Annotated in this window: 19 protein-coding genes; 7 read left to right on the top strand and 12 right to left on the bottom strand. The window is 59.2% G+C overall.

The annotated features are described in order from the left end of the window. Nucleotides 1-35 precede the first annotated feature (35 nt). Both xdhA and xdhB read left to right on the top strand, forming a co-directional pair. Nucleotides 36-1,508, top strand: coding sequence for a xanthine dehydrogenase small subunit (gene xdhA, locus ACRQ1B_RS03520; protein ID WP_432292278.1), 1,473 nt, complete (start codon nucleotides 36-38; stop codon nucleotides 1,506-1,508). Between the two features lie 2 nt (nucleotides 1,509-1,510). Continuing rightward, nucleotides 1,511-3,847, top strand: coding sequence for a xanthine dehydrogenase molybdopterin binding subunit (gene xdhB, locus ACRQ1B_RS03515; RefSeq protein ID WP_432292277.1), 2,337 nt, complete (start codon nucleotides 1,511-1,513; stop codon nucleotides 3,845-3,847). A 1-nt stretch (nucleotide 3,848) separates the two neighbouring features. On the opposite strand, the gene ACRQ1B_RS03510 is transcribed toward xdhB, so the two are convergent. The 3 genes from ACRQ1B_RS03510 to ACRQ1B_RS03500 all read right to left on the bottom strand — a co-directional run bounded on the left by ACRQ1B_RS03510 (nucleotide 3,849) and on the right by ACRQ1B_RS03500 (nucleotide 6,141). Continuing rightward, nucleotides 3,849-4,064 carry a sunset domain-containing protein gene (locus ACRQ1B_RS03510; RefSeq protein WP_432292276.1) on the bottom strand — a complete coding sequence of 72 codons (216 nt, stop codon included), beginning with the start codon at nucleotides 4,062-4,064 and terminating at the stop codon, nucleotides 3,849-3,851. 121 nt (nucleotides 4,065-4,185) lie between these two features. Further along, a complete protein-coding gene (locus tag ACRQ1B_RS03505) occupies nucleotides 4,186-5,100 on the bottom strand; it encodes a DMT family transporter (protein ID WP_432292275.1) in 915 nt (304 codons plus the stop codon). A 99-nt stretch (nucleotides 5,101-5,199) separates the two neighbouring features. Then, nucleotides 5,200-6,141, bottom strand: a complete 942-nt coding sequence (locus ACRQ1B_RS03500) for a GGDEF domain-containing protein (RefSeq protein WP_432292274.1) — start codon at nucleotides 6,139-6,141, stop codon at nucleotides 5,200-5,202. 208 nt (nucleotides 6,142-6,349) lie between these two features. Here ACRQ1B_RS03500 and xdhC point away from each other — a divergent pair, with 208 nt between their 5' ends. After that, on the top strand, nucleotides 6,350-7,222 hold the full coding sequence (gene xdhC, locus ACRQ1B_RS03495; protein WP_432292273.1) for a xanthine dehydrogenase accessory protein XdhC: 873 nt from the start codon (nucleotides 6,350-6,352) through the stop codon (nucleotides 7,220-7,222). On the opposite strand, the gene ACRQ1B_RS03490 is transcribed toward xdhC, so the two are convergent. After that, nucleotides 7,197-7,430 (bottom strand): hypothetical protein, encoded by a 234-nt coding sequence (locus tag ACRQ1B_RS03490; RefSeq protein WP_432292272.1) that lies wholly within the window; start codon nucleotides 7,428-7,430, stop codon nucleotides 7,197-7,199. The two genes, xdhC and ACRQ1B_RS03490, sit on opposite strands and share 26 nt — an antisense overlap. Before the next feature lie 173 nt (nucleotides 7,431-7,603). On the opposite strand from ACRQ1B_RS03490, the gene ACRQ1B_RS03485 reads away from it, so the two are divergent. Continuing rightward, on the top strand, nucleotides 7,604-8,500 hold the full coding sequence (locus ACRQ1B_RS03485; protein ID WP_432292271.1) for a LysR substrate-binding domain-containing protein: 897 nt from the start codon (nucleotides 7,604-7,606) through the stop codon (nucleotides 8,498-8,500). A 9-nt stretch (nucleotides 8,501-8,509) separates the two neighbouring features. Here the strand turns inward: ACRQ1B_RS03485 and ACRQ1B_RS03480 are convergent, their stop codons facing one another. After that, nucleotides 8,510-8,842, bottom strand: coding sequence for a hypothetical protein (locus tag ACRQ1B_RS03480; protein ID WP_306838177.1), 333 nt, complete (start codon nucleotides 8,840-8,842; stop codon nucleotides 8,510-8,512). A gap of 283 nt (nucleotides 8,843-9,125) precedes the next feature. On the opposite strand from ACRQ1B_RS03480, the gene puuD reads away from it, so the two are divergent. Then, complete coding sequence (gene puuD, locus ACRQ1B_RS03475; protein ID WP_432292270.1) at nucleotides 9,126-10,355, top strand: urate hydroxylase PuuD; 1,230 nt, start codon at nucleotides 9,126-9,128, stop codon at nucleotides 10,353-10,355. Nucleotides 10,356-10,362: 7 nt separating this feature from the next. Further along, on the top strand, nucleotides 10,363-11,673 hold the full coding sequence (guaD, locus tag ACRQ1B_RS03470; RefSeq protein WP_432292269.1) for a guanine deaminase: 1,311 nt from the start codon (nucleotides 10,363-10,365) through the stop codon (nucleotides 11,671-11,673). Between the two features lie 3 nt (nucleotides 11,674-11,676). On the opposite strand, the gene ACRQ1B_RS03465 is transcribed toward guaD, so the two are convergent. Together ACRQ1B_RS03465 and ACRQ1B_RS03460 are read right to left on the bottom strand one after the other, a co-directional pair. Then, nucleotides 11,677-11,958 (bottom strand): type II toxin-antitoxin system RelE family toxin, encoded by a 282-nt coding sequence (locus ACRQ1B_RS03465; protein WP_432292268.1) that lies wholly within the window; start codon nucleotides 11,956-11,958, stop codon nucleotides 11,677-11,679. Then, nucleotides 11,948-12,193 (bottom strand): type II toxin-antitoxin system Phd/YefM family antitoxin, encoded by a 246-nt coding sequence (locus ACRQ1B_RS03460; protein WP_432292267.1) that lies wholly within the window; start codon nucleotides 12,191-12,193, stop codon nucleotides 11,948-11,950. Before ACRQ1B_RS03460 ends, ACRQ1B_RS03465 begins: the two co-directional genes overlap by 11 nt. Nucleotides 12,194-12,372: 179 nt before the next feature. On the opposite strand from ACRQ1B_RS03460, the gene ACRQ1B_RS03455 reads away from it, so the two are divergent. Further along, nucleotides 12,373-13,518, top strand: coding sequence for an alpha-hydroxy acid oxidase (locus tag ACRQ1B_RS03455; protein ID WP_432292266.1), 1,146 nt, complete (start codon nucleotides 12,373-12,375; stop codon nucleotides 13,516-13,518). Nucleotides 13,519-13,610: 92 nt separating this feature from the next. Here ACRQ1B_RS03455 and ACRQ1B_RS03450 read toward each other — a convergent pair whose 3' ends face one another. The 5 genes from ACRQ1B_RS03450 to ACRQ1B_RS03430 all read right to left on the bottom strand — a co-directional run bounded on the left by ACRQ1B_RS03450 (nucleotide 13,611) and on the right by ACRQ1B_RS03430 (nucleotide 17,261). After that, nucleotides 13,611-13,892, bottom strand: a complete 282-nt coding sequence (locus ACRQ1B_RS03450) for a hypothetical protein (protein WP_432292265.1) — start codon at nucleotides 13,890-13,892, stop codon at nucleotides 13,611-13,613. 116 nt (nucleotides 13,893-14,008) lie between these two features. Further along, a complete protein-coding gene (locus tag ACRQ1B_RS03445) occupies nucleotides 14,009-14,710 on the bottom strand; it encodes a L,D-transpeptidase (RefSeq protein ID WP_432292264.1) in 702 nt (233 codons plus the stop codon). Between the two features lie 153 nt (nucleotides 14,711-14,863). Then, the gene (locus tag ACRQ1B_RS03440; RefSeq protein WP_432292263.1) at nucleotides 14,864-16,201 is read right to left on the bottom strand and encodes an MFS transporter; all 1,338 of its coding nucleotides are present in this window, start codon (nucleotides 16,199-16,201) and stop codon (nucleotides 14,864-14,866) included. Nucleotides 16,202-16,407: 206 nt separating this feature from the next. Then, on the bottom strand, nucleotides 16,408-16,764 hold the full coding sequence (uraH, locus tag ACRQ1B_RS03435; RefSeq protein WP_432292262.1) for a hydroxyisourate hydrolase: 357 nt from the start codon (nucleotides 16,762-16,764) through the stop codon (nucleotides 16,408-16,410). Then, nucleotides 16,761-17,261: an ureidoglycolate lyase gene (locus ACRQ1B_RS03430; RefSeq protein ID WP_432292261.1), complete on the bottom strand. Its 501-nt coding sequence runs from the start codon at nucleotides 17,259-17,261 to the stop codon at nucleotides 16,761-16,763. Before ACRQ1B_RS03430 ends, uraH begins: the two co-directional genes overlap by 4 nt. Nucleotides 17,262-17,276 lie beyond the last annotated feature (15 nt).

The following is a 17,276-nucleotide window of genomic DNA, read 5'->3' as shown; positions in this document are numbered from 1 at the left end:
ACCCCGAAAACGGTGCGAAGCTCATGGGGAACAACATGAATTCTGCGATAAGCTTCATTCTGAATACGGAAGAAGTCCGTCTCGGCGATTTTGCGCCAACGGAAACCCTCCTTGATTACCTGCGCCTGCGCCGACGGCTGACCGGCACCAAGGAAGGATGTGCAGAGGGCGATTGCGGCGCCTGTACCGTACTGGTGGGGCGGTTGGTGGAAGGCAGGCTGATCTATGAAAGCATCAATGCCTGTATCCGCTTTCTGGGATCGCTGCACGCCACCCATGTGGTGACGGTTGAACATCTGGTGGCAAAAGACGGCACGCTGCATCCGGTTCAACAGGCCATGGTCGATTGTCATGGCTCGCAATGCGGTTTCTGCACGCCCGGCTTTGTCATGTCGCTCTATGGTCTGTGGCTATCGAACGAGGAACCGGATCGCTCGGAAATCGAACTCGCGCTGCAAGGCAATCTCTGTCGATGCACCGGTTATGAACCGATCGTAAAAGCGGCCGAACAGGTTTCCAAAACCCGTCCAAGCGCATTGTTCGATCCTCTGGAGCGGGACCGCGCCGAAATCATGGCCAAGCTCTGGACGCTGAAATCCTCCAGCGAAACGATCTTGGTTGAGAAGGACGGCGCGCTGGCCATCATCCCCGGCACGGTCGAAACGCTGGCGCAAAGGCTGGCGGAAGCCCCGCAGGCAACCATCGTTGCCGGAGCAACCGATGTCGGCCTGTGGGTGACCAAACAGATGCGCCGGCTCGACCCGGTCATCTTCATCAATCATCTCACGGAACTTCAGACGATCGAAACCGACGAGACCGGCATCACCTTCGGCGCCGGTGTCACCTACGCGCAGGCTTTTGCCACGCTGCTGACGGAAATTCCGGCGCTCGGTGACCTGATCGACCGCATCGGCGGGGCTCAGGTGCGCAATGCCGGTACGATCGGCGGCAATATCGCCAACGGTTCGCCGATCGGTGACATGCCGCCGCCACTGATCGCGCTCGGCGCCAGCATCACGCTGCGTTCCGTCCATGGAACACGCATCCTGCCGCTCGAAGCGTTTTTCATCGCCTATGGCAAACAGGACCGGCGCCCGGGCGAATTTGTCGAAAAGGTTTTTGTGCCTCGGCCGCATGAGGATGCGTTCTTTTCCGTCTACAAAATCTCGAAGCGCCGCGACGAGGACATTTCCGCACTGTGCGGCGCCTTTATCCTCACCGTTGGCGGCGATGGCTGTGTCGACACTATCCGCATAGCCTTCGGCGGCATGGCGGCGACACCAAAGCGGGCGCATGCGGTGGAGGCGGCGCTTCTGGGGCAGCCCTGGAGCTGGCAGACGGTGGCACAGGCGAGCCTGGCTTTCGACGCGGATTACCAGCCGCTGACCGACTGGCGGGCCAGTGCCGACTATCGCAGCCTGACGGCGAAGAACCTGCTGACGCGCTTCTTCCTGGAAACGGCCGGCGCGCCCGTGCAGTTGCAGCGCTTCGAGATGGAGGAGGCGTGACCATGGACAAGCTCACGACCGAGCCCAAAACCATCATCAACGGCGCGATGCACGCCGCGCTGAAACATGATTCAGCACATAAACATGTCACCGGAACCGCCGAATATATCGACGACATTGCCGAACCGGCTGGCACGCTGCACGGCGCACTTGGCTTGTCTGATCGCGCCCATGCCGAACTGGTGTCGGTCGATCTCGAAGCCGTTGGAAAGGCACCGGGAGTCGTTGCCGTGCTGACGGCCGATCACGTGCCCGGTTTTAACGACATCGCGTCCACCGGTCAGCATGACGAGCCGCTGCTTGCGGTGGGCGACGTGCGTTTCCACGGCCAGCCGATTTTTGCCGTCATCGCCGAAACCCGCGATCAGGCGCGGCGGGCGGCAAAGCTGGCAAGGATAGAATACCGCGATCTGCCGCACTGGTCGGATATCGAAGGCGCGCTCGAAAACGGTGGCAAGCTGGTAACCCAGCCGATGACGCTTTTACGCGGCGAACCGGAGACAGAGATCGAAAAACCGCCGCTGCGCGTGCAGGGCTCGATGGAGATCGGCGGTCAGGAGCATTTTTACCTGGAGGGTCAGATCGCCTTCGCCATGCCCGGCGAGGACGACGATGTGCTGGTCTGGTCTTCCACCCAGCACCCGAGCGAGGTGCAGCACATGGTGGCGCATGTGCTCGGCGTCGCCAACCACGCCGTCGAGGTGAAGACACGGCGCATGGGTGGCGGTTTCGGCGGCAAGGAGACGCAGGGCAATCTGTTCGCCTGTCTCGCCGCACTTGCGGCGAAGACGCTGAAACGCCCCGTCAAATTTCGTCCTGACCGGGACGAGGATATGGTCGTCACCGGCAAACGCCATGATTTTCGCGTGGATTACGACGTCGCGTTCGATGAAGATGGCCGCATCCATGCGGTGGACGCCATCTATGCGGCACGTTGTGGCTGGTCGGCGGACCTCTCCGGCCCGGTCACCGATCGCGCGCTTTTTCATGCGGATTCCAGCTATTTTTATCCGCATGTAAGACTGAGCTCTAAACCACTGATGACACACACCGTCTCCAACACCGCGTTTCGCGGTTTTGGCGGGCCGCAGGGCATGCTCGGAGCTGAGCGCATCATCGAGGAGATCGCCTACGCCGTTGGAAAAGATCCGCTTGATATCCGAAAACTGAACTTTTATGGCCAGCCGGGATCGGGCCGCACTGCCACGCCCTATCATCAGGAGGTCGAGGACAACATCATCCTGCGCCTCGTCGAGGAACTGGAAACGTCCAGCGATTACCGCGCCCGGCGTGAGGCGATCGTCGCGTTCAACGAGGCAAGCCCGGTCATCCGCAAGGGCATCGCGCTGACGCCGGTCAAATTCGGCATCTCCTTCACCATGACCGCCTATAATCAGGCGGGCGCTCTGGTGCATATCTATCAGGACGGCTCGATCCACCTCAACCACGGTGGCACCGAGATGGGTCAGGGCCTCTACACCAAAGTGGCGCAGGTGGTGGCCGATACCTTTAATGTCGATATCGAGCGGATAAAAATCACCGCGACGACGACCGGCAAGGTGCCCAACACATCCGCCACCGCCGCGTCCTCCGGCTCCGATCTTAACGGCATGGCGGCTTACGATGCGGCCCGGCAAATTCGGGAACGGCTCATCGATTTTGCCTGCCGGCAGTGGAAAGTGGACAAGGACGACATCGAATTCCTGCCGAACCGGGTGCGGATCGGCACAGAAGTCGTACCCTTCGACACGCTGGTGCGCGCCGCCTATTACGACCGCGTGCAGCTTTCCGCCGCAGGGTTTTACAAGACGCCGAAAATTCACTGGGACCGCGCGGCCGGACGCGGCCATCCCTTCTATTATTTTTCCTATGGCGCGGCTGTATCCGAAGTCTCGATCGATACGCTGACCGGCGAATACATGGTCGATCGTACCGATATTCTGCACGATGTCGGAAAATCGCTGAACCCGGCGATCGATACCGGCCAGGTGGAAGGCGCTTTCGTGCAGGGCATGGGCTGGCTGACGACAGAAGAGTTGTGGTGGGACGACAAGGGACGCCTGCGCACCCACGCGCCCTCCACCTACAAGATCCCGCTCGCCTCCGACCGGCCACGTATCTTCAATGTCAGGCTGGCGGAATGGGCCGAAAATGCGGAGCCGACCATCGGCCGCTCCAAGGCGGTCGGCGAACCGCCCTTCATGCTGGCGATCTCGGTGCTTGAGGCGATCTCCATGGCGGTGGCGAGCATTGCCGATTATGCCGTATGCCCAAAACTGGATGCGCCAGCGACGCCGGAACGGGTGCTGATGGCGGTGGAGCGGTTAAAAGCGATGTAACTCAGCGTCCGGCTTTGCGCCAACCGGCCGCTCTTGCGTCAGCTTCCGAACAGAACCAACGTTCACCGTATTCAGTACGAATAATTGTGGCCGCATAGTTTTCCTGGCCGGGAACGTGATAGATTTTGGCGCCGGAATTGATCGAAATGTTGCCCTTGATATTGCAGGCCGGATCAAACACCTGGCGCGGCAGCAATGTGTAGCCGCCAGCTGCCATAAAAACCGCACCCGAAATCAGCGCCGTGACAAGTGTAAAATTGCTCATGACCGCAGCATGCCCGGCGGCCTTTTTCCTTTCGGTTGATTGAATTTATAAAATACAACCAAATGTCAGATTATTACGGCACGCCATCCTGATGCGGCAGCGGCACCGCCGCCACCTTGGTCCGCTGCCAGGGGAACAGCCCGAGCACCAGTGCGCAGCCGAGAATGATCACCGCAGCACCAAGGATCTGGATGGTCGACAGCGGTTCGCCAAGCAGAACGACACCTGCGAAAACCGCCACCACCGTCACCCCGAACTCGACGCTGATCGCTTTTGTCGCGCCAATTGAGCCAACAAGCTTGAAATAAAGCACGTAAGTGGTGGCGCTCATGATGCAGGCGGAAATCAGCAGATAGAGAATATCGAGCGCGCTCGGCATGCCCGGCACCGGCAAAGCGATCATGAAAGGTGCGGATATCAACCCACCGAACAGGAAGGAACCGATGGTGACTTCCCACGAACCGGTATGTTTCAGCTTGTGGCTGGCATAATTGCTGCCAAAGGCCGCGGAAAAACAGGCGGCGAGTGCGGCCGCGCAGCCGAACACGAATTCATTCGTGACGGGCACCGCCGGAAAACCGACCAGAAAAACAATGCCCGCCGTGCCGAGAACAAGCCCAAGCAGACCGCTCGGCTTCATGCGCTCCAGCCCCCAGATCTGGCTGATCACCATGGAAAACAACGGAATGGAGGCGACCAGAATGGCCGCCATGGCCGTACCGATCAGCGGCGTTGCATAAGAAAGGCCGAGAAGCTGACCTGCGACCGTCGTTGCGCCCACGACCAGGAACGGCTGCCAGCCATCGCCGAAATCCAGCCGTCGGCGCGTGAGTTTGGCAATGAAAAACAGCGTGCCGCAGGCGATGAACGAGCGGATTGCGGTCGCAGCGACAAAACCGAAAGCCTCGACTACCTTGACGATGACAAGGAAGGACAGACCCCAGGCAAGGGCAAGAAAAAGATAGATGGCAAGATCACGAGGTTTCATGAAGGCAGGTTCACGCGTTGAAGTGGCATGATCCATAACCGAAGCACGAGGGCTTCGCCATGCCATTCGCGACACGGCCCCTTCGGTTCTCAGGGAAAATCACGAGGCCAGTGCGACGTCTTCCATCACCATCGAAACAAGTCGGTCACGACCGCCACGCTTGGCCTCGTAAAGTCCCTTGTCGGCGCAGGCGACCATCTCGTCCAGCCGCGCCTGGCCTGCAAGCGTCGTCACAATGCCGGCGCTGACGGTGAGATTGACCGGCTCATGGCCTTCCCAATGAAAATCGATCTTGGTGAAAGACGCCCGAATACGCTCGACCACGCTTGCGGCCACGTCTGCCGGGCCGGGCAGACAGAGAATGAACTCTTCCCCGCCCCAGCGGCCGATGATGTCGTCATTGCGCACCGTGCTGCGCAGCACCTCGGAAAAGCGTACAATCACCTCGTCGCCGGCATCGTGGCCAAAACGATCGTTGACGCTTTTGAAACCGTCGAGATCGAACAGCGCCACCGACACGGATTTCGAGGCGTCGCGGATCAGGCTGCGCGCGACCTGCTCGCGAAAAGCGCGCCGGTTGAGCAGACCACTCAGGCTATCCGTTTCCGCCAATCGCTTGAGATCGTTCTGATAGCGCACATGGTCGCTGATATCGCGCACGACGGCGATCATCATCGGTTCGCCGGCGGCCGAGGTGCGCAGAATGGTGATGCCACAATGGATTTCCGAACCATCGGAGCGACGCCCGACGGTGTTGGCATCACGCTGCCCCATGTAGCGGGCATCGGCATTGCCATGTTCGAAACCGGAAACCAGCGTGTGATGAAACGAATGCAGCCGTTCCGGCAAAAGCACATCCAGCGGCTTGTCCAAAAGTTCGCCCGGCTTCCAGCCAAACAACGCCTCTGCAGCGGGATTGCACAGACGGATCGTGCCATGACTATCGATACCGATAATGCCGTCGGCAATCTCGAAGACGATCTTGCGATAGATATCCTGCGACGCGGGAATCAGCGAGGCGATCGATTCTCTTTTTGCCATAATGTCGGGCCGAACTCTCGCAGCCGCAAAGTAATGCGGCGCCAAACTTGATATTGCGCAAGATTTAACCTCAAATTGCTGATAAATTTTAAACTCGTCTTACTGGCCACATGGAACCCAGCACCAGTATAACGGGACAAAAAATGATTGCGCCTCCGCTTCAAACCAGATGATGCGGGCTCTGGAATGCAGTGCTAGACTGCCGATCATGCACCCTTTGTCCGTTGTCGATTTTCTCAGTGATCACCAGACATGCGTCCTCGTCGAGGTGACGGAGGCGAAAGGTTCGACGCCGCGCGATGTCGGGACATTCATGCTCGTCTCTGCTGACGCGATCTGGGCCACGATCGGCGGCGGCCAACTGGAATATATGGCGATCGACAACGCGCGCGCACTGCTTCGCGGCGATGGCCTGCCGGAAATGAATATTCCGCTCGGGCCTGAGATCGGCCAGTGCTGCGGCGGTCGCACATGCCTGACATTCACGGCCATGACGCGTGCGATGGCGAAAAGTCTCAGCGATCGGCTGGAGGGCGAACGTAGCGCCCTGCCCCACATCACCCTGTTCGGCGCCGGGCATGTCGGACGGGCTCTGGTGCGGGCACTTTCGCCCCTGCCCTTCACGCTGACCATGATCGAATCACGCGCGGAAGAACTGCAGTCCATACCGCAAGATATCCGCACCCGGCTGACGCCGCTGCCCGAAGCTGAAGTGCAAAACATGCCGGCGGGCAGCGCGGCGCTGATCCTCACCCATGACCATGCGCTGGATTTCCTGATCGCCCGCGCGGCGCTTGCCCGGCCGGATTTCGTCTATGTCGGCATGATCGGATCCGCCACCAAACGCGCCACTTTTGCCAATTGGCTGAAACGCGAAGGCGAGCATGACAGCCTGATAACGCGCCTTACCCTGCCGATCGGCGGCAATGCGGTGCGCGACAAGCGCCCGGAAGTGATCGCCGCACTGGTGGCCGCTGAACTGCTGACGGTTTATGCCGCTCGGCAGGCAATGAGATCAGAACGACAGGTCTCGCATCCGGAGGGAGCCGGCCTCATCATAAAGGCCGCTGAGAATAGATAAGCCGCGCCGCCCGGAAGGCGCCCTCTTCCTCCGGCCGCTCGCCGCGCCTGGCCCGGCCATCAAAAATACCGATGTCGCGCTGCAGGTTTTCCGGCATCTCTTCCAGATCGAGTGGAATGGCACGACGCACCGGCTTTTGCGACAGGAAACGGACAATATCGATATCCGGCCAGAACCGGATCAAGGGCTGTCTCGGAATAGAAAACATGGTGCTTCTCCTCGATTTCCGGGCACAGTTTCCGCTTCCGAAAACCAGGGTTTCCGGTCGCTTTGCCCTGCGGGAAACCCCGCTTGCATTTGATGTTTGTGAGACTAAAGTGCGTCCGAAAGCAGCCGAAATCCAATCGAATTACCGGCTGCATGGATCAACAGAGCTTATCCATGAACCTGTCGCGACAATTCCCGCTGAATGCGCTGCGCGTCTTCGAAGCTGCTGCCCGCCTGATGAGTTTCACCAAGGCAGGCGAAGAACTCGGCATGACGCAGACGGCGGTCAGCTACCAGATCAAGCTACTGGAAGACACGCTCGGTGAGCCGCTGTTTCTGCGACGGACTCGCCAGGTGACGCTGACAGAGGCGGGTGAAAAGCTCGCACCAAAGATCTCGGAAGCATTTCAGGCGATCAGCGATGCGATTGGCGGCATGCGCGATCAGTCGGAAGGCACGCTCACCATCCACACCACGGCCACTTTCGCCTCGCATTGGCTGGCACACCATATCGGCACGTTTCAGATGGAAAACCCCGGTATCGCCGTGCGGCTGGAAACCTCTCAGACCGTTATCGATTTTTCGCGTACCGAGGGGGATGTGGCGATCCGCTCCGGCAAGGGATTTTGGCCGGGCCTAAAAACCCATTTCCTGATGACCAGCGATTTCACGCCCATGCTCAGCCCGGCGCTGGCCGCCTCGATCGGTGGCATCCGAGAACCGGCCGATCTGCTGAAATTCCGGATCATCGATCCCGATGACGTGTGGTGGCCGGTCTGGTTTGCGGCGGCCGGTCTGCCGGATGCCGATTTCAGGAACGGCCCGTCGAGCCAGTTCGGCGCGCAGGCCTTTCACGCAGCCGCTGCCATTGCCGGTCAGGGCGTGGCGATCCTGCGGCCGGATTTTTACAAGGACGATGTCGCGCTCGGTCGTCTGATCCAGCCCTTCGACATAACCGCATCTGATGGCAGTGACTATTGGCTCGCCTATCCCGAGGCACGCCGCAATTCGCCAAAAATCCGCGCATTCCGCGAGTTCATGCGCAAGATGATGCCGACTTTCAGGGACTGACTTGAAGCCTCAATAGCTCATGTCCGGCGCATAAAAACAGCGCAGCGTGTCCTCGTTGGGATAGAGGCAGACATGATATTCGCTGTCCTTCGAGCGCCTTGCCTCGCTCTGCCGCAGCCTGAAATCATGATTGCGGGTGATCAGTCGATGATCGCCGGGGCCAAGGATCACTTCGTAACCGCCCTTGACGATCCTGACGTTTTTCGTCGGGATCATCTGGCAATCGCCGGTATGGTTGTCGCCGTTGCAGCAATAGCTTTCATACTTCCAGCCGGTATGCGCCTCGTGAGCCGCCGCACCGGATGCATATGCAATCATCACACTCGCCAGAATACTGCGCATAAGCTCATTCTCCGTTGATGAACGCACCACCGGTGAACCGCAATACTCAACCTCACCGGCTGCCTTGCACGAGAAATATTAGCTGAGTCGGATTAGCCGACTAATTGGCAAATCTTGCGATGCACAATTTATATTTGCGCGAACGCTAAAACGCGCGACCGGCAAAGCGGTTCCGTTGCAAGGAAGATCAGCCCACAGCGATATCTTGGCCACGAATTCCCCTTCCCTCTCGCCACTTTTTTCCGCACTCTGTCAAAAAAGGGGAATGTATCGGGGAACCCGAATGTATGAATATGCCATAGCGTGGGAATGGCTGAGCTTTGCGGTGCGATGGCTGCACGTCATCACCGCGATCGCCTGGATCGGCTCGTCCTTCTATTTCATCGCACTCGATCTGGGGCTGGTCAAACGCCCGCATCTGCCGCCCGGCGCCTATGGCGAGGAATGGCAGGTGCATGGCGGCGGTTTTTATCACATCCAGAAATACCTGGTCGCGCCCGCGCAGGTGCCCGAACACCTGACATGGTTCAAATATGAGAGCTATTTCACATGGCTCTCGGGCTTTTTCCTGCTCTGTGTCGTTTATTACGGCGGCGCTGACCTGTTTCTGATCGACCGCACAGTGATGGAGCTCGAACCCTGGCAGGCGATCTGTCTGTCGCTGGCCTCGCTCGGGGTCGGCTGGATTTTTTACGACCAGTTGTGCAAGTCGCCGCTCGGCAATAACACATGGGGTCTGATGATCGTGCTCTATGCAGCGCTGGTGGCCATGGCCTGGGGGTATACACAGGTATTTACAGGCCGCGCCGCCTTCCTGCATCTGGGTGCATTCACGGCCACCATCATGTCGGCCAACGTCTTCATGATCATCATCCCCAACCAGAAGATCGTCGTCGCCGACCTGATCGCCGGCCGCACGCCGGATGCCGAATATGGCCGCATCGCCAAGCAGCGCTCGTTGCACAACAACTACCTGACGCTGCCCGTCATCTTCTTCATGCTGTCCAACCACTATCCGCTGGCATTCGGCACGCAGTTCAACTGGGTGATCGCAGCACTTGTCTTCCTGATGGGCGTGACGATCCGGCACTGGTTCAACACCACCCATGCCCGCAAGGGCAAACCGACATGGACATGGCTGGTGACGGTTTTGCTGTTCATCACCATCATGTGGCTTTCCACAGTGCCAAAAGCGCTGACCGGCGAGACAGACGTGTCGATGACACCAATCCAGCAAAAGTTTGCGTCAAATGCCCATTTCACAGCAGCCCGCGACATCGTCACCAGCCGCTGTTCCATGTGCCATGCGGCCGAACCTGTGTGGGACGGCATCACGTTTGCGCCGAAATCGGTGAAGCTGGAGACGGATGTGCAGGTTGCCGCCCATGCCCGCGAGATATACATCCAGGCGGGACGAAGCCACGCCATGCCGCCCGGCAATGTCACCGACCTGACGCCCGAGGAACGAAAACTGCTGGTCGCCTGGTATGAAAGCAGCGTGGCAGCACAATAGGTTTTAGATGACAAACACCCTGATCCGCGGACGCCTCCTGTCCTTCCACCGCGCGCCCCATTCGCTCACCGATAGCGACAGCTATCTTTATGAGCATGATGGTGGTCTTCTGGTCGGCGAGGATGGCAGGATTTCCGCGGCCGGTGATTATGCAACGGTGAAGGCCGGAGCGCCGGACGATGTGGTCGAGATCGACCACCGCCCGCATCTGATCCTGCCGGGCTTTATCGACACGCATGTGCATTTCCCGCAGATGCAGGTGATCGCCTCCTACGCCGCCAACCTTCTGGAATGGCTGAACACCTACACGTTTCCAGAGGAATGCCGCTTCGTCGAAAGCGACCATGCCGCCCGCATCGCCACGCATTTCTATGACGAATTTTTGCGCCACGGCACTACGACAGCCGTCGCCTACTGTTCCGTGCACAAAACCTCCGCCGACGCTTTTTTTGCGGAAGCCCTGAAGCGCAACATGTGCATGGTCGGCGGCAAGGTGATGATGGACCGTAACGCCCCGCAGGGCCTGCTCGATACGCCCGAAATGGGCTATGATGAGACCCGCGCGGTCATCGAACAATGGCACGGCAAGGGCCGTAACCACGTCGCCATCACACCTCGCTTCGCCATCACCTCGACTCCCGGCCAGATGCAGGCGGCGCAAGCGCTGGCGCAGGAGTTTCCGGACCTGTTCATCCAGACGCATCTCTCGGAAAACCACGACGAGATCAAATACACCTGCGAGCTTTACCCAGAAGCGACCGACTACACGGACATCTATGCCCGTTACGGCTTGCTGGGTAAAAAGACCCTCCTCGGCCACGCCATCCACCTGTCGGAACGCGAAATGGACGCGCTGTCGGAAGCCGGCAGCATCGCCGTACACTGCCCGACCTCGAACCTTTTTCTCGGTTCCGGCCTGTTTCCGATGAAGGCGATGATGCGTCGTGAAAAATCGGTCCGCGTCTCCGTCGCTACGGATATCGGCGGCGGCTCCAGTTATTCGATGCTGAAGACGATGGACGAAGCCTACAAGATCCAGCAATTGCTCGGCGAGCGCCTCAATCCGCTCGAAAGCTTTTATCTGACGACGCGAGGCAATGCCGAGGCATTGTCGATGCAGGCAGATATCGGCACGCTGGATGTCGGTTCCGTTGCCGATCTGGTCGTGCTGGATGCCGGATCGACACCGGCGATGAAACTGCGCGTGGAAACGATCAAAACGCTGCCGGAAGAACTGTTTCTGCTGCAAACCATGGGCGATGACCGCGCCGTGGTGGAGACCTATGTGGCGGGCAAGGAGATGAAAAACAAACTTTGAAGCTCAGCGCCTCTTCGCAGCCTTATAGACGTCGGAATGCTCCCGCCGCCCAACTGCGACGACGACGACAGTAATCCTTTCGTCTTCAACACGATAAACGAGCCGATACCCTACAGCGCGCAGCTTGATCTTGAAATGATCCGGCATGCCGTGCAGCGCATCGGCCTGCACTCTCGGCCGTTGAAGACGTTCGGAAAGCTTGCGCTTGAATTGTTCGCGCAGCGTGGCGCCAAGCTTGTCCCATTCCTTGCGCGCGGCTGGAAGGAATTCCAGCCTATAGGTCATCGAGATTGACCGGCACGCCCTTCTCGCCAGCCCTCGCCTTGGCAATCTCGACAAGTGCCTGGTCGTCCAAGGCGTCTATCAGCGCCTCATAGGTGCTGGCCGGCACCATATAGGCCATGACCCTGTTGTGATTGAGGATGGCGACGGCGCCGCCGCCGGCATCCTCGACGATTGCAGACGGATTTTTTTTCAGATCAGAGACGCTGACCGCCATTTCCGCTTCGACACGCTGCATGGTTTTTGCCCTTTCGCGCCATATCAAGATCTATTTAAAGACCTTTATTCCGTACATTTATCAGACCTTCTACAATCAGGCGAGTGGCTTGCAAAAAACATGGAACATGTCGAATTTCTGTTCCCTCGCGACATCGATATGCTACCTCTCTGACATCATGTCAGGGAGGGAGACGCATCATGTCCAAGCCGCTTACCATCGCCGATCTGAAGACAATGGCCCGGCGTCGCGTGCCAAAAATGTTCTTCGATTATGCCGATAGCGGCGCATGGACGGAGAGCACCTACCGGGCCAACGAAGAGGATTTTTCGAAAATCAAGCTGCGCCAGCGCGTGCTGGTCGATATGACCAACCGTTCTCTGGCCACTCAGATGATCGGCCATGATGTGTCCATGCCGGTAGCGCTGGCGCCCACCGGGCTTGCCGGCATGCAGCGCGCCGATGGCGAAATGCTGGCAGCCAAGGCGGCGGAAGAAGCCGGCGTACCCTTCACGCTGTCGACCATGAGCATATGCTCGATCGAGGACATTGCCTCGGTCACGACAAAACCCTTCTGGTTCCAGCTTTACGTGATGAAAGATCGCGGTTTTATCGAACGCCTGATCGAGCGCGCCCGCGTGGCCAAATGCTCGGCGCTCGTCGTCACCGCCGACCTGCAAATCCTCGGCCAACGTCACAAGGACCTGCGAAACGGCCTGTCGGCACCGCCAAAATGGACGCTGAACAGCGCCATGCAACTGGCGACGAAACCCTTCTGGTGCCTGGACATGCTGCAGACCAAACGTCGCGGTTTCGGCAATATCGTCGGCCATGCCTCCAACGTCTCCGACCTTTCCTCGCTGTCGGCCTGGACGGCAGAACAGTTTGACCCGCGGCTGTCATGGGACGACATCCGCTGGATCAAGGATCTGTGGGGCGGCAAGCTGATCATCAAGGGTATTCTCGATGAGGAAGACGCACGTGCCGCCGCTGATACCGGTGCCGATGCGATCATCGTGTCCAATCATGGCGGCCGTCAGCTCGACGGCGCCCCCTCCTCCATCAGCATGCTGCCAAAGATGGTGGCGGCAGTCGGCGACCGCATGGAAGTGCATCTGGATGGCGGCATCCGCTCTGGTCAGGATGTGCTGAAGGCTGTCGCACTCGGCGCCAAGGGCACCTATATCGGCCGACCGTTTCTCTACGGGCTCGGCGCCATGGGCAAGGAAGGCGTCACGACCGCGCTGGAAATCATCCGCAAGGAAATGGACATCACCATGGCTCTGTGCGGCAAGCGCGACATCCGCGATGTCAATTCGAACGTGATCGCAGAAAACCCGTTCTGAAACGGAAAATGCCCACCTTATGACCGTTTTCCTGACGGCAACATGGCGGGCACTCTTCAAAATCGACAGGCAAAGCCTGCTATTCGAGATGGTCAATCGCGGTCGCGGATGGCACCAGACAAAAACAGGCCAAGCACCGCGCCCAGCGCCAGTGCGCCAAAAACGGCACCGGTTGCCGCCGTCGGATGACGTTTCGCAGCCTCGGCAAGGCCATAGCCTTCACTCGTCAATTCCTTCGACAGACGGTGCGCGCGCGGCGAAAAATAGGAGGATGCCTCCGATGCCTTTTCACGGGCCTGCTGCTGCAGCACGGAGCGAAGCTGCGAAAGCTGATCCTGCAGGGCTTCGACGGTGGAATTGAGATCTCGGGCCAAAACGCGTTCCTTCTCTGTTGTCGCTGGGAGCGACTGAAAACGCCGAAACACGGTCAAGGTTCCATCCCGCACGCAAATGGCGCAGCGCCATCCGGCACCAGCCATTTCCCCTGGCCTCAGGCCCCCAACGTATTCGGCAGGCTTGTCACCACCATTGGAGCCTTGGGCGGCACGCGATTGTAGAGATCGATGATATCCTGATTGAGCATGCGCACGCAGCCGGAAGACACCGCCTTGCCCATGGTCCACCATTCCGGCGAGCCATGGATGCGATAGATCGTGTCCTCACCGTTCTGGAAAATGTAGAGCGCACGCGCACCGAGCGGATTGTTGAGGCCCGGATCCATACCGCCATTGGCGATGCTGTAGGGCTGCAGTTCCGGCTGGCGGGCCACCATTTCATCCGGCGGCGTCCAGCGCGGCCATGCGCGCTTGTACTGGATGACGCCGCGGCCGGACCATTCGAACCCCTGTCGACCGAGCCCGACGCCGTAACGCATCGCCTGACCATTCTCATAGGTCAGATAGAGAAAGAAATTGGCCGTATCGACCACGATGGTTCCGGGGCGCTCGCCGGTCGGATTGGCAACCATCTGACGATAGAAACGCCTGTTGATGCGCTTGTAAGGTATGGCGGGCAGCGGAAACTGTTCGTCGGGCACTGCGGCATACATGGTGGCATAGATCGAATTATCGACCACGGGAGCAGCAGCGACTTCCGGCTCCGCGGCCGTCGTCGTGCAGCCGGCAAGCGCAGCCGTGGCCGCGCCCACGCCACCAAGGACGAGCGTGCGCCGCGTCAGGATGATATTGTTCAACGGTGAACCTCTTTATTCCGATAGGTCCCCGCTATACCCAACCCTGCCGTAAACAGATCGCAAAAGATCGTGAACACCGATCAACTTAACCTGCCTCGGAGGGAACCGCCCCCCGAGGGGCGACGACCGCCCCTCCCGGTGAGCCAGAACCAATCAGGTACGGGCCAGACGCTCGGTCAATTCCTCGATGCCGGCTGCGGCCTCGACCGTCTCGCCACGCAGGCTGAGGTAAATGCCGATGGCGATTGCCAGAGCCGCGATGAACAGCAGGTAATAGGCGTGAGACATCGGGTTGATCGCCAGCATGGATGTGACGGCGATCGGCGTCAGTCCGCCGAAGATGGCGTAAGCAACGTTGTAGGAAAATGACAGGCCGGAGAAGCGAACACGCGCCGGGAAAGCCCGGACCATGACATAGGGCACACCACCGACAATGCCGACCGCAAGCCCCATGACCGCGTAGAGCGCGAACATGACCGTGAGCGAGGTGCCGGCATAGCTGTAAAAGGCCCATGTCGCTGCACCGAAAAAGATGCCGCCGACAATGAAAAAGCGGCCCGACCCGACACGATCGATAATGGTACCGGCGGCCGATGTTGCAAAGATCAGGAACAGCGTGCCGAAACTGGTCGCCGCCAGAGACTGCTGCGCCGTATAACCGTAAATCTTCTGCAGAAGCGTAGCGGTCATCAGCGTGGTGACGACGATTGCGGCCGACAGAAGCCAGGTCAGCAGCATCGAGATCACGACACCACGCATGTGATCGCGCAGAACCGTTTTCAGCGGCAACTCGGGTGCCAGCGCGCGGCTTTCCTTCATCTCGTTGAAGATCGGGGTTTCCTGCAGCCAGCGGCGCATCCACACCGACAGAAGGCCAAAAATACCGCCGAGGAAAAACGGAATGCGCCATGCACCGGCTTCGATCGTTTCCGGCGTGAAGACGGTGTTGATGACGGTGGCGATGGAGGAGCCAAGCAGAATGCCGAGCGAAAGACCCGAGGTGAGAAATCCGCAGGCAAAACCGACGCGGCGCAGTGGCACATGCTCAGCGACAAAGGTCCAGGCGCCCGGCACTTCACCGCCGATGGCGGCACCCTGCAGGATGCGCATGACAACGAGCAGGATCGGGGCGAGCACGCCGATCGTTGCATAGGTCGGCATGATCGCCATTCCGAGCGTCGACAGCGCCATCAGCAGAATGGAGAAGGCAAACACCTTCTTGCGACCGAACATATCGCCAAAATGGGCAAGCACGATGCCGCCAAGCGGGCGCACCAGATAACCGGCGGCAAAAATGCCGAATGTCTGGATCAGGCGCAGCCATTCCGGCATGTCCGCCGGGAAAAACAGCTTGCCGATGACCGCCGCGAAAAACACGAAGATGATGAAATCATAAAATTCCAGCGCACCGCCGAGGGCGGCCAATCCAAGCGTGCGAAAATCCTGGGCGGTGAGACGGCGCGGTGCGGCGCCGGGAGATGTCGGGGACATTGCATGATCCGGTCGTTAACTGCAGGACGGCAGCTTTGCGCGAGGCAAAGGGCCGCTTTCCCGGCATTGCGTCATTCACCGTTGATTGACAAGCCCAAACGGCGCCTCACCCACAACAGGAGGGCGTCATTTCCGGGCCAATGATATTTTTATCCCACAGAGAGCCCGTCACGATCTGTATCGATCTCGGCGACATCGGCAAACCCTCAGCTGCCGCGATAGGTGGAATAACCGTAAGGAGAGAGCAGCAAGGGCACGTGATAATGCGCGGAGATGTCGGCGATACCGAAACGGATCGGGATGATGTCGAGAAATGCCGGCTCGGCCAGCGTCACGCCTTGACCGCGCAGATAATCTCCCACGTGAAAGACCAGTTCATAAATGCCGGCAACAAAGGTCTCCTCGTTCAAAATGGGGCCGCCATCGATACGGCCATCACCGTTCGTGGTCACCGTCCTGATTTTTTCGCGCGCCTCCCCTTCGATCCGGTAAAGCTCGATCACCAGCCCTTCAGCCGGCTTGCCGCTGGCGGTGTCGAGCACATGGGTGGTGAGGCCGGTCATCGTTCTGGCTCCTCGATCCGGTAGGGAGTTTCGAAGAAAAACTCCTCGAGGTTTTCCGCTGTGTTGTCACGATCGACCACAAGAAAATCGCTGACGTCGTCGAGCGCCATCAGCGGATGGTGCCATGTATTGGCAAAATAGTTCACGCCCTGATGCGCGCCGGCCAGAAACACCTGCGGCTTGCCCGGCCGGCCGTCCTCATCATCGGATACCGCCATAAGAAACGGACGGCCGGACATCGGCACGAAACTCTGACTGCCGAACGGATGACGCTCCATCATATCGACCGCATAGGGAAATTTTCGCGGCTGGCCGCGAAAGATATTGAAGATAAGGCGTTCCGGCGCGCCGATAACAACCGGTTCTGCGAGCGCGTGATAACGCTCGGTCGTGCCATTGTTGATCAGCCGCATACGGGAAGGATCGGCCTCGATGACGTCGCCGAAGCGGGCGAAGTCATGTTTGGTCAGCGGCCGGATTTGAAGAATTGCGGTCAATGGTTGGCCTCGCTT

This window comes from Endobacterium panacihumi (genome assembly GCF_050847465.1).
GTDB classification, from domain to species: Bacteria; Pseudomonadota; Alphaproteobacteria; order Rhizobiales; family Rhizobiaceae; genus Neorhizobium; species Neorhizobium panacihumi.
The sequence above is the reverse complement of the archived record's forward strand: the minus strand, read 5'-3'. Positions and strand labels throughout refer to the sequence as shown.

Coding starts and splice junctions, on each gene's coding strand:
- uraH (WP_432292262.1), bottom strand. CDS start 16,764: ATGACCGGCCTCACCACCCATGTGCTCGACACCGCCAGCGGCAAGCCG.
- xdhC (WP_432292273.1), top strand. CDS start 6,350: ATGCACCCTTTGTCCGTTGTCGATTTTCTCAGTGATCACCAGACATGC.
- ACRQ1B_RS03460 (WP_432292267.1), bottom strand. CDS start 12,193: ATGCAGCGTGTCGAAGCGGAAATGGCGGTCAGCGTCTCTGATCTGAAA.
- guaD (WP_432292269.1), top strand. CDS start 10,363: ATGACAAACACCCTGATCCGCGGACGCCTCCTGTCCTTCCACCGCGCG.
- ACRQ1B_RS03480 (WP_306838177.1), bottom strand. CDS start 8,842: ATGCGCAGTATTCTGGCGAGTGTGATGATTGCATATGCATCCGGTGCG.
- ACRQ1B_RS03485 (WP_432292271.1), top strand. CDS start 7,604: ATGAACCTGTCGCGACAATTCCCGCTGAATGCGCTGCGCGTCTTCGAA.
- ACRQ1B_RS03440 (WP_432292263.1), bottom strand. CDS start 16,201: ATGTCCCCGACATCTCCCGGCGCCGCACCGCGCCGTCTCACCGCCCAG.
- ACRQ1B_RS03465 (WP_432292268.1), bottom strand. CDS start 11,958: ATGACCTATAGGCTGGAATTCCTTCCAGCCGCGCGCAAGGAATGGGAC.
- xdhB (WP_432292277.1), top strand. CDS start 1,511: ATGGACAAGCTCACGACCGAGCCCAAAACCATCATCAACGGCGCGATG.
- puuD (WP_432292270.1), top strand. CDS start 9,126: ATGTATGAATATGCCATAGCGTGGGAATGGCTGAGCTTTGCGGTGCGA.
- ACRQ1B_RS03500 (WP_432292274.1), bottom strand. CDS start 6,141: ATGGCAAAAAGAGAATCGATCGCCTCGCTGATTCCCGCGTCGCAGGAT.
- ACRQ1B_RS03510 (WP_432292276.1), bottom strand. CDS start 4,064: ATGGCAGCTGGCGGCTACACATTGCTGCCGCGCCAGGTGTTTGATCCG.
- ACRQ1B_RS03455 (WP_432292266.1), top strand. CDS start 12,373: ATGTCCAAGCCGCTTACCATCGCCGATCTGAAGACAATGGCCCGGCGT.
- ACRQ1B_RS03490 (WP_432292272.1), bottom strand. CDS start 7,430: ATGTTTTCTATTCCGAGACAGCCCTTGATCCGGTTCTGGCCGGATATC.
- ACRQ1B_RS03505 (WP_432292275.1), bottom strand. CDS start 5,100: ATGAAACCTCGTGATCTTGCCATCTATCTTTTTCTTGCCCTTGCCTGG.
- xdhA (WP_432292278.1), top strand. CDS start 36: ATGAATTCTGCGATAAGCTTCATTCTGAATACGGAAGAAGTCCGTCTC.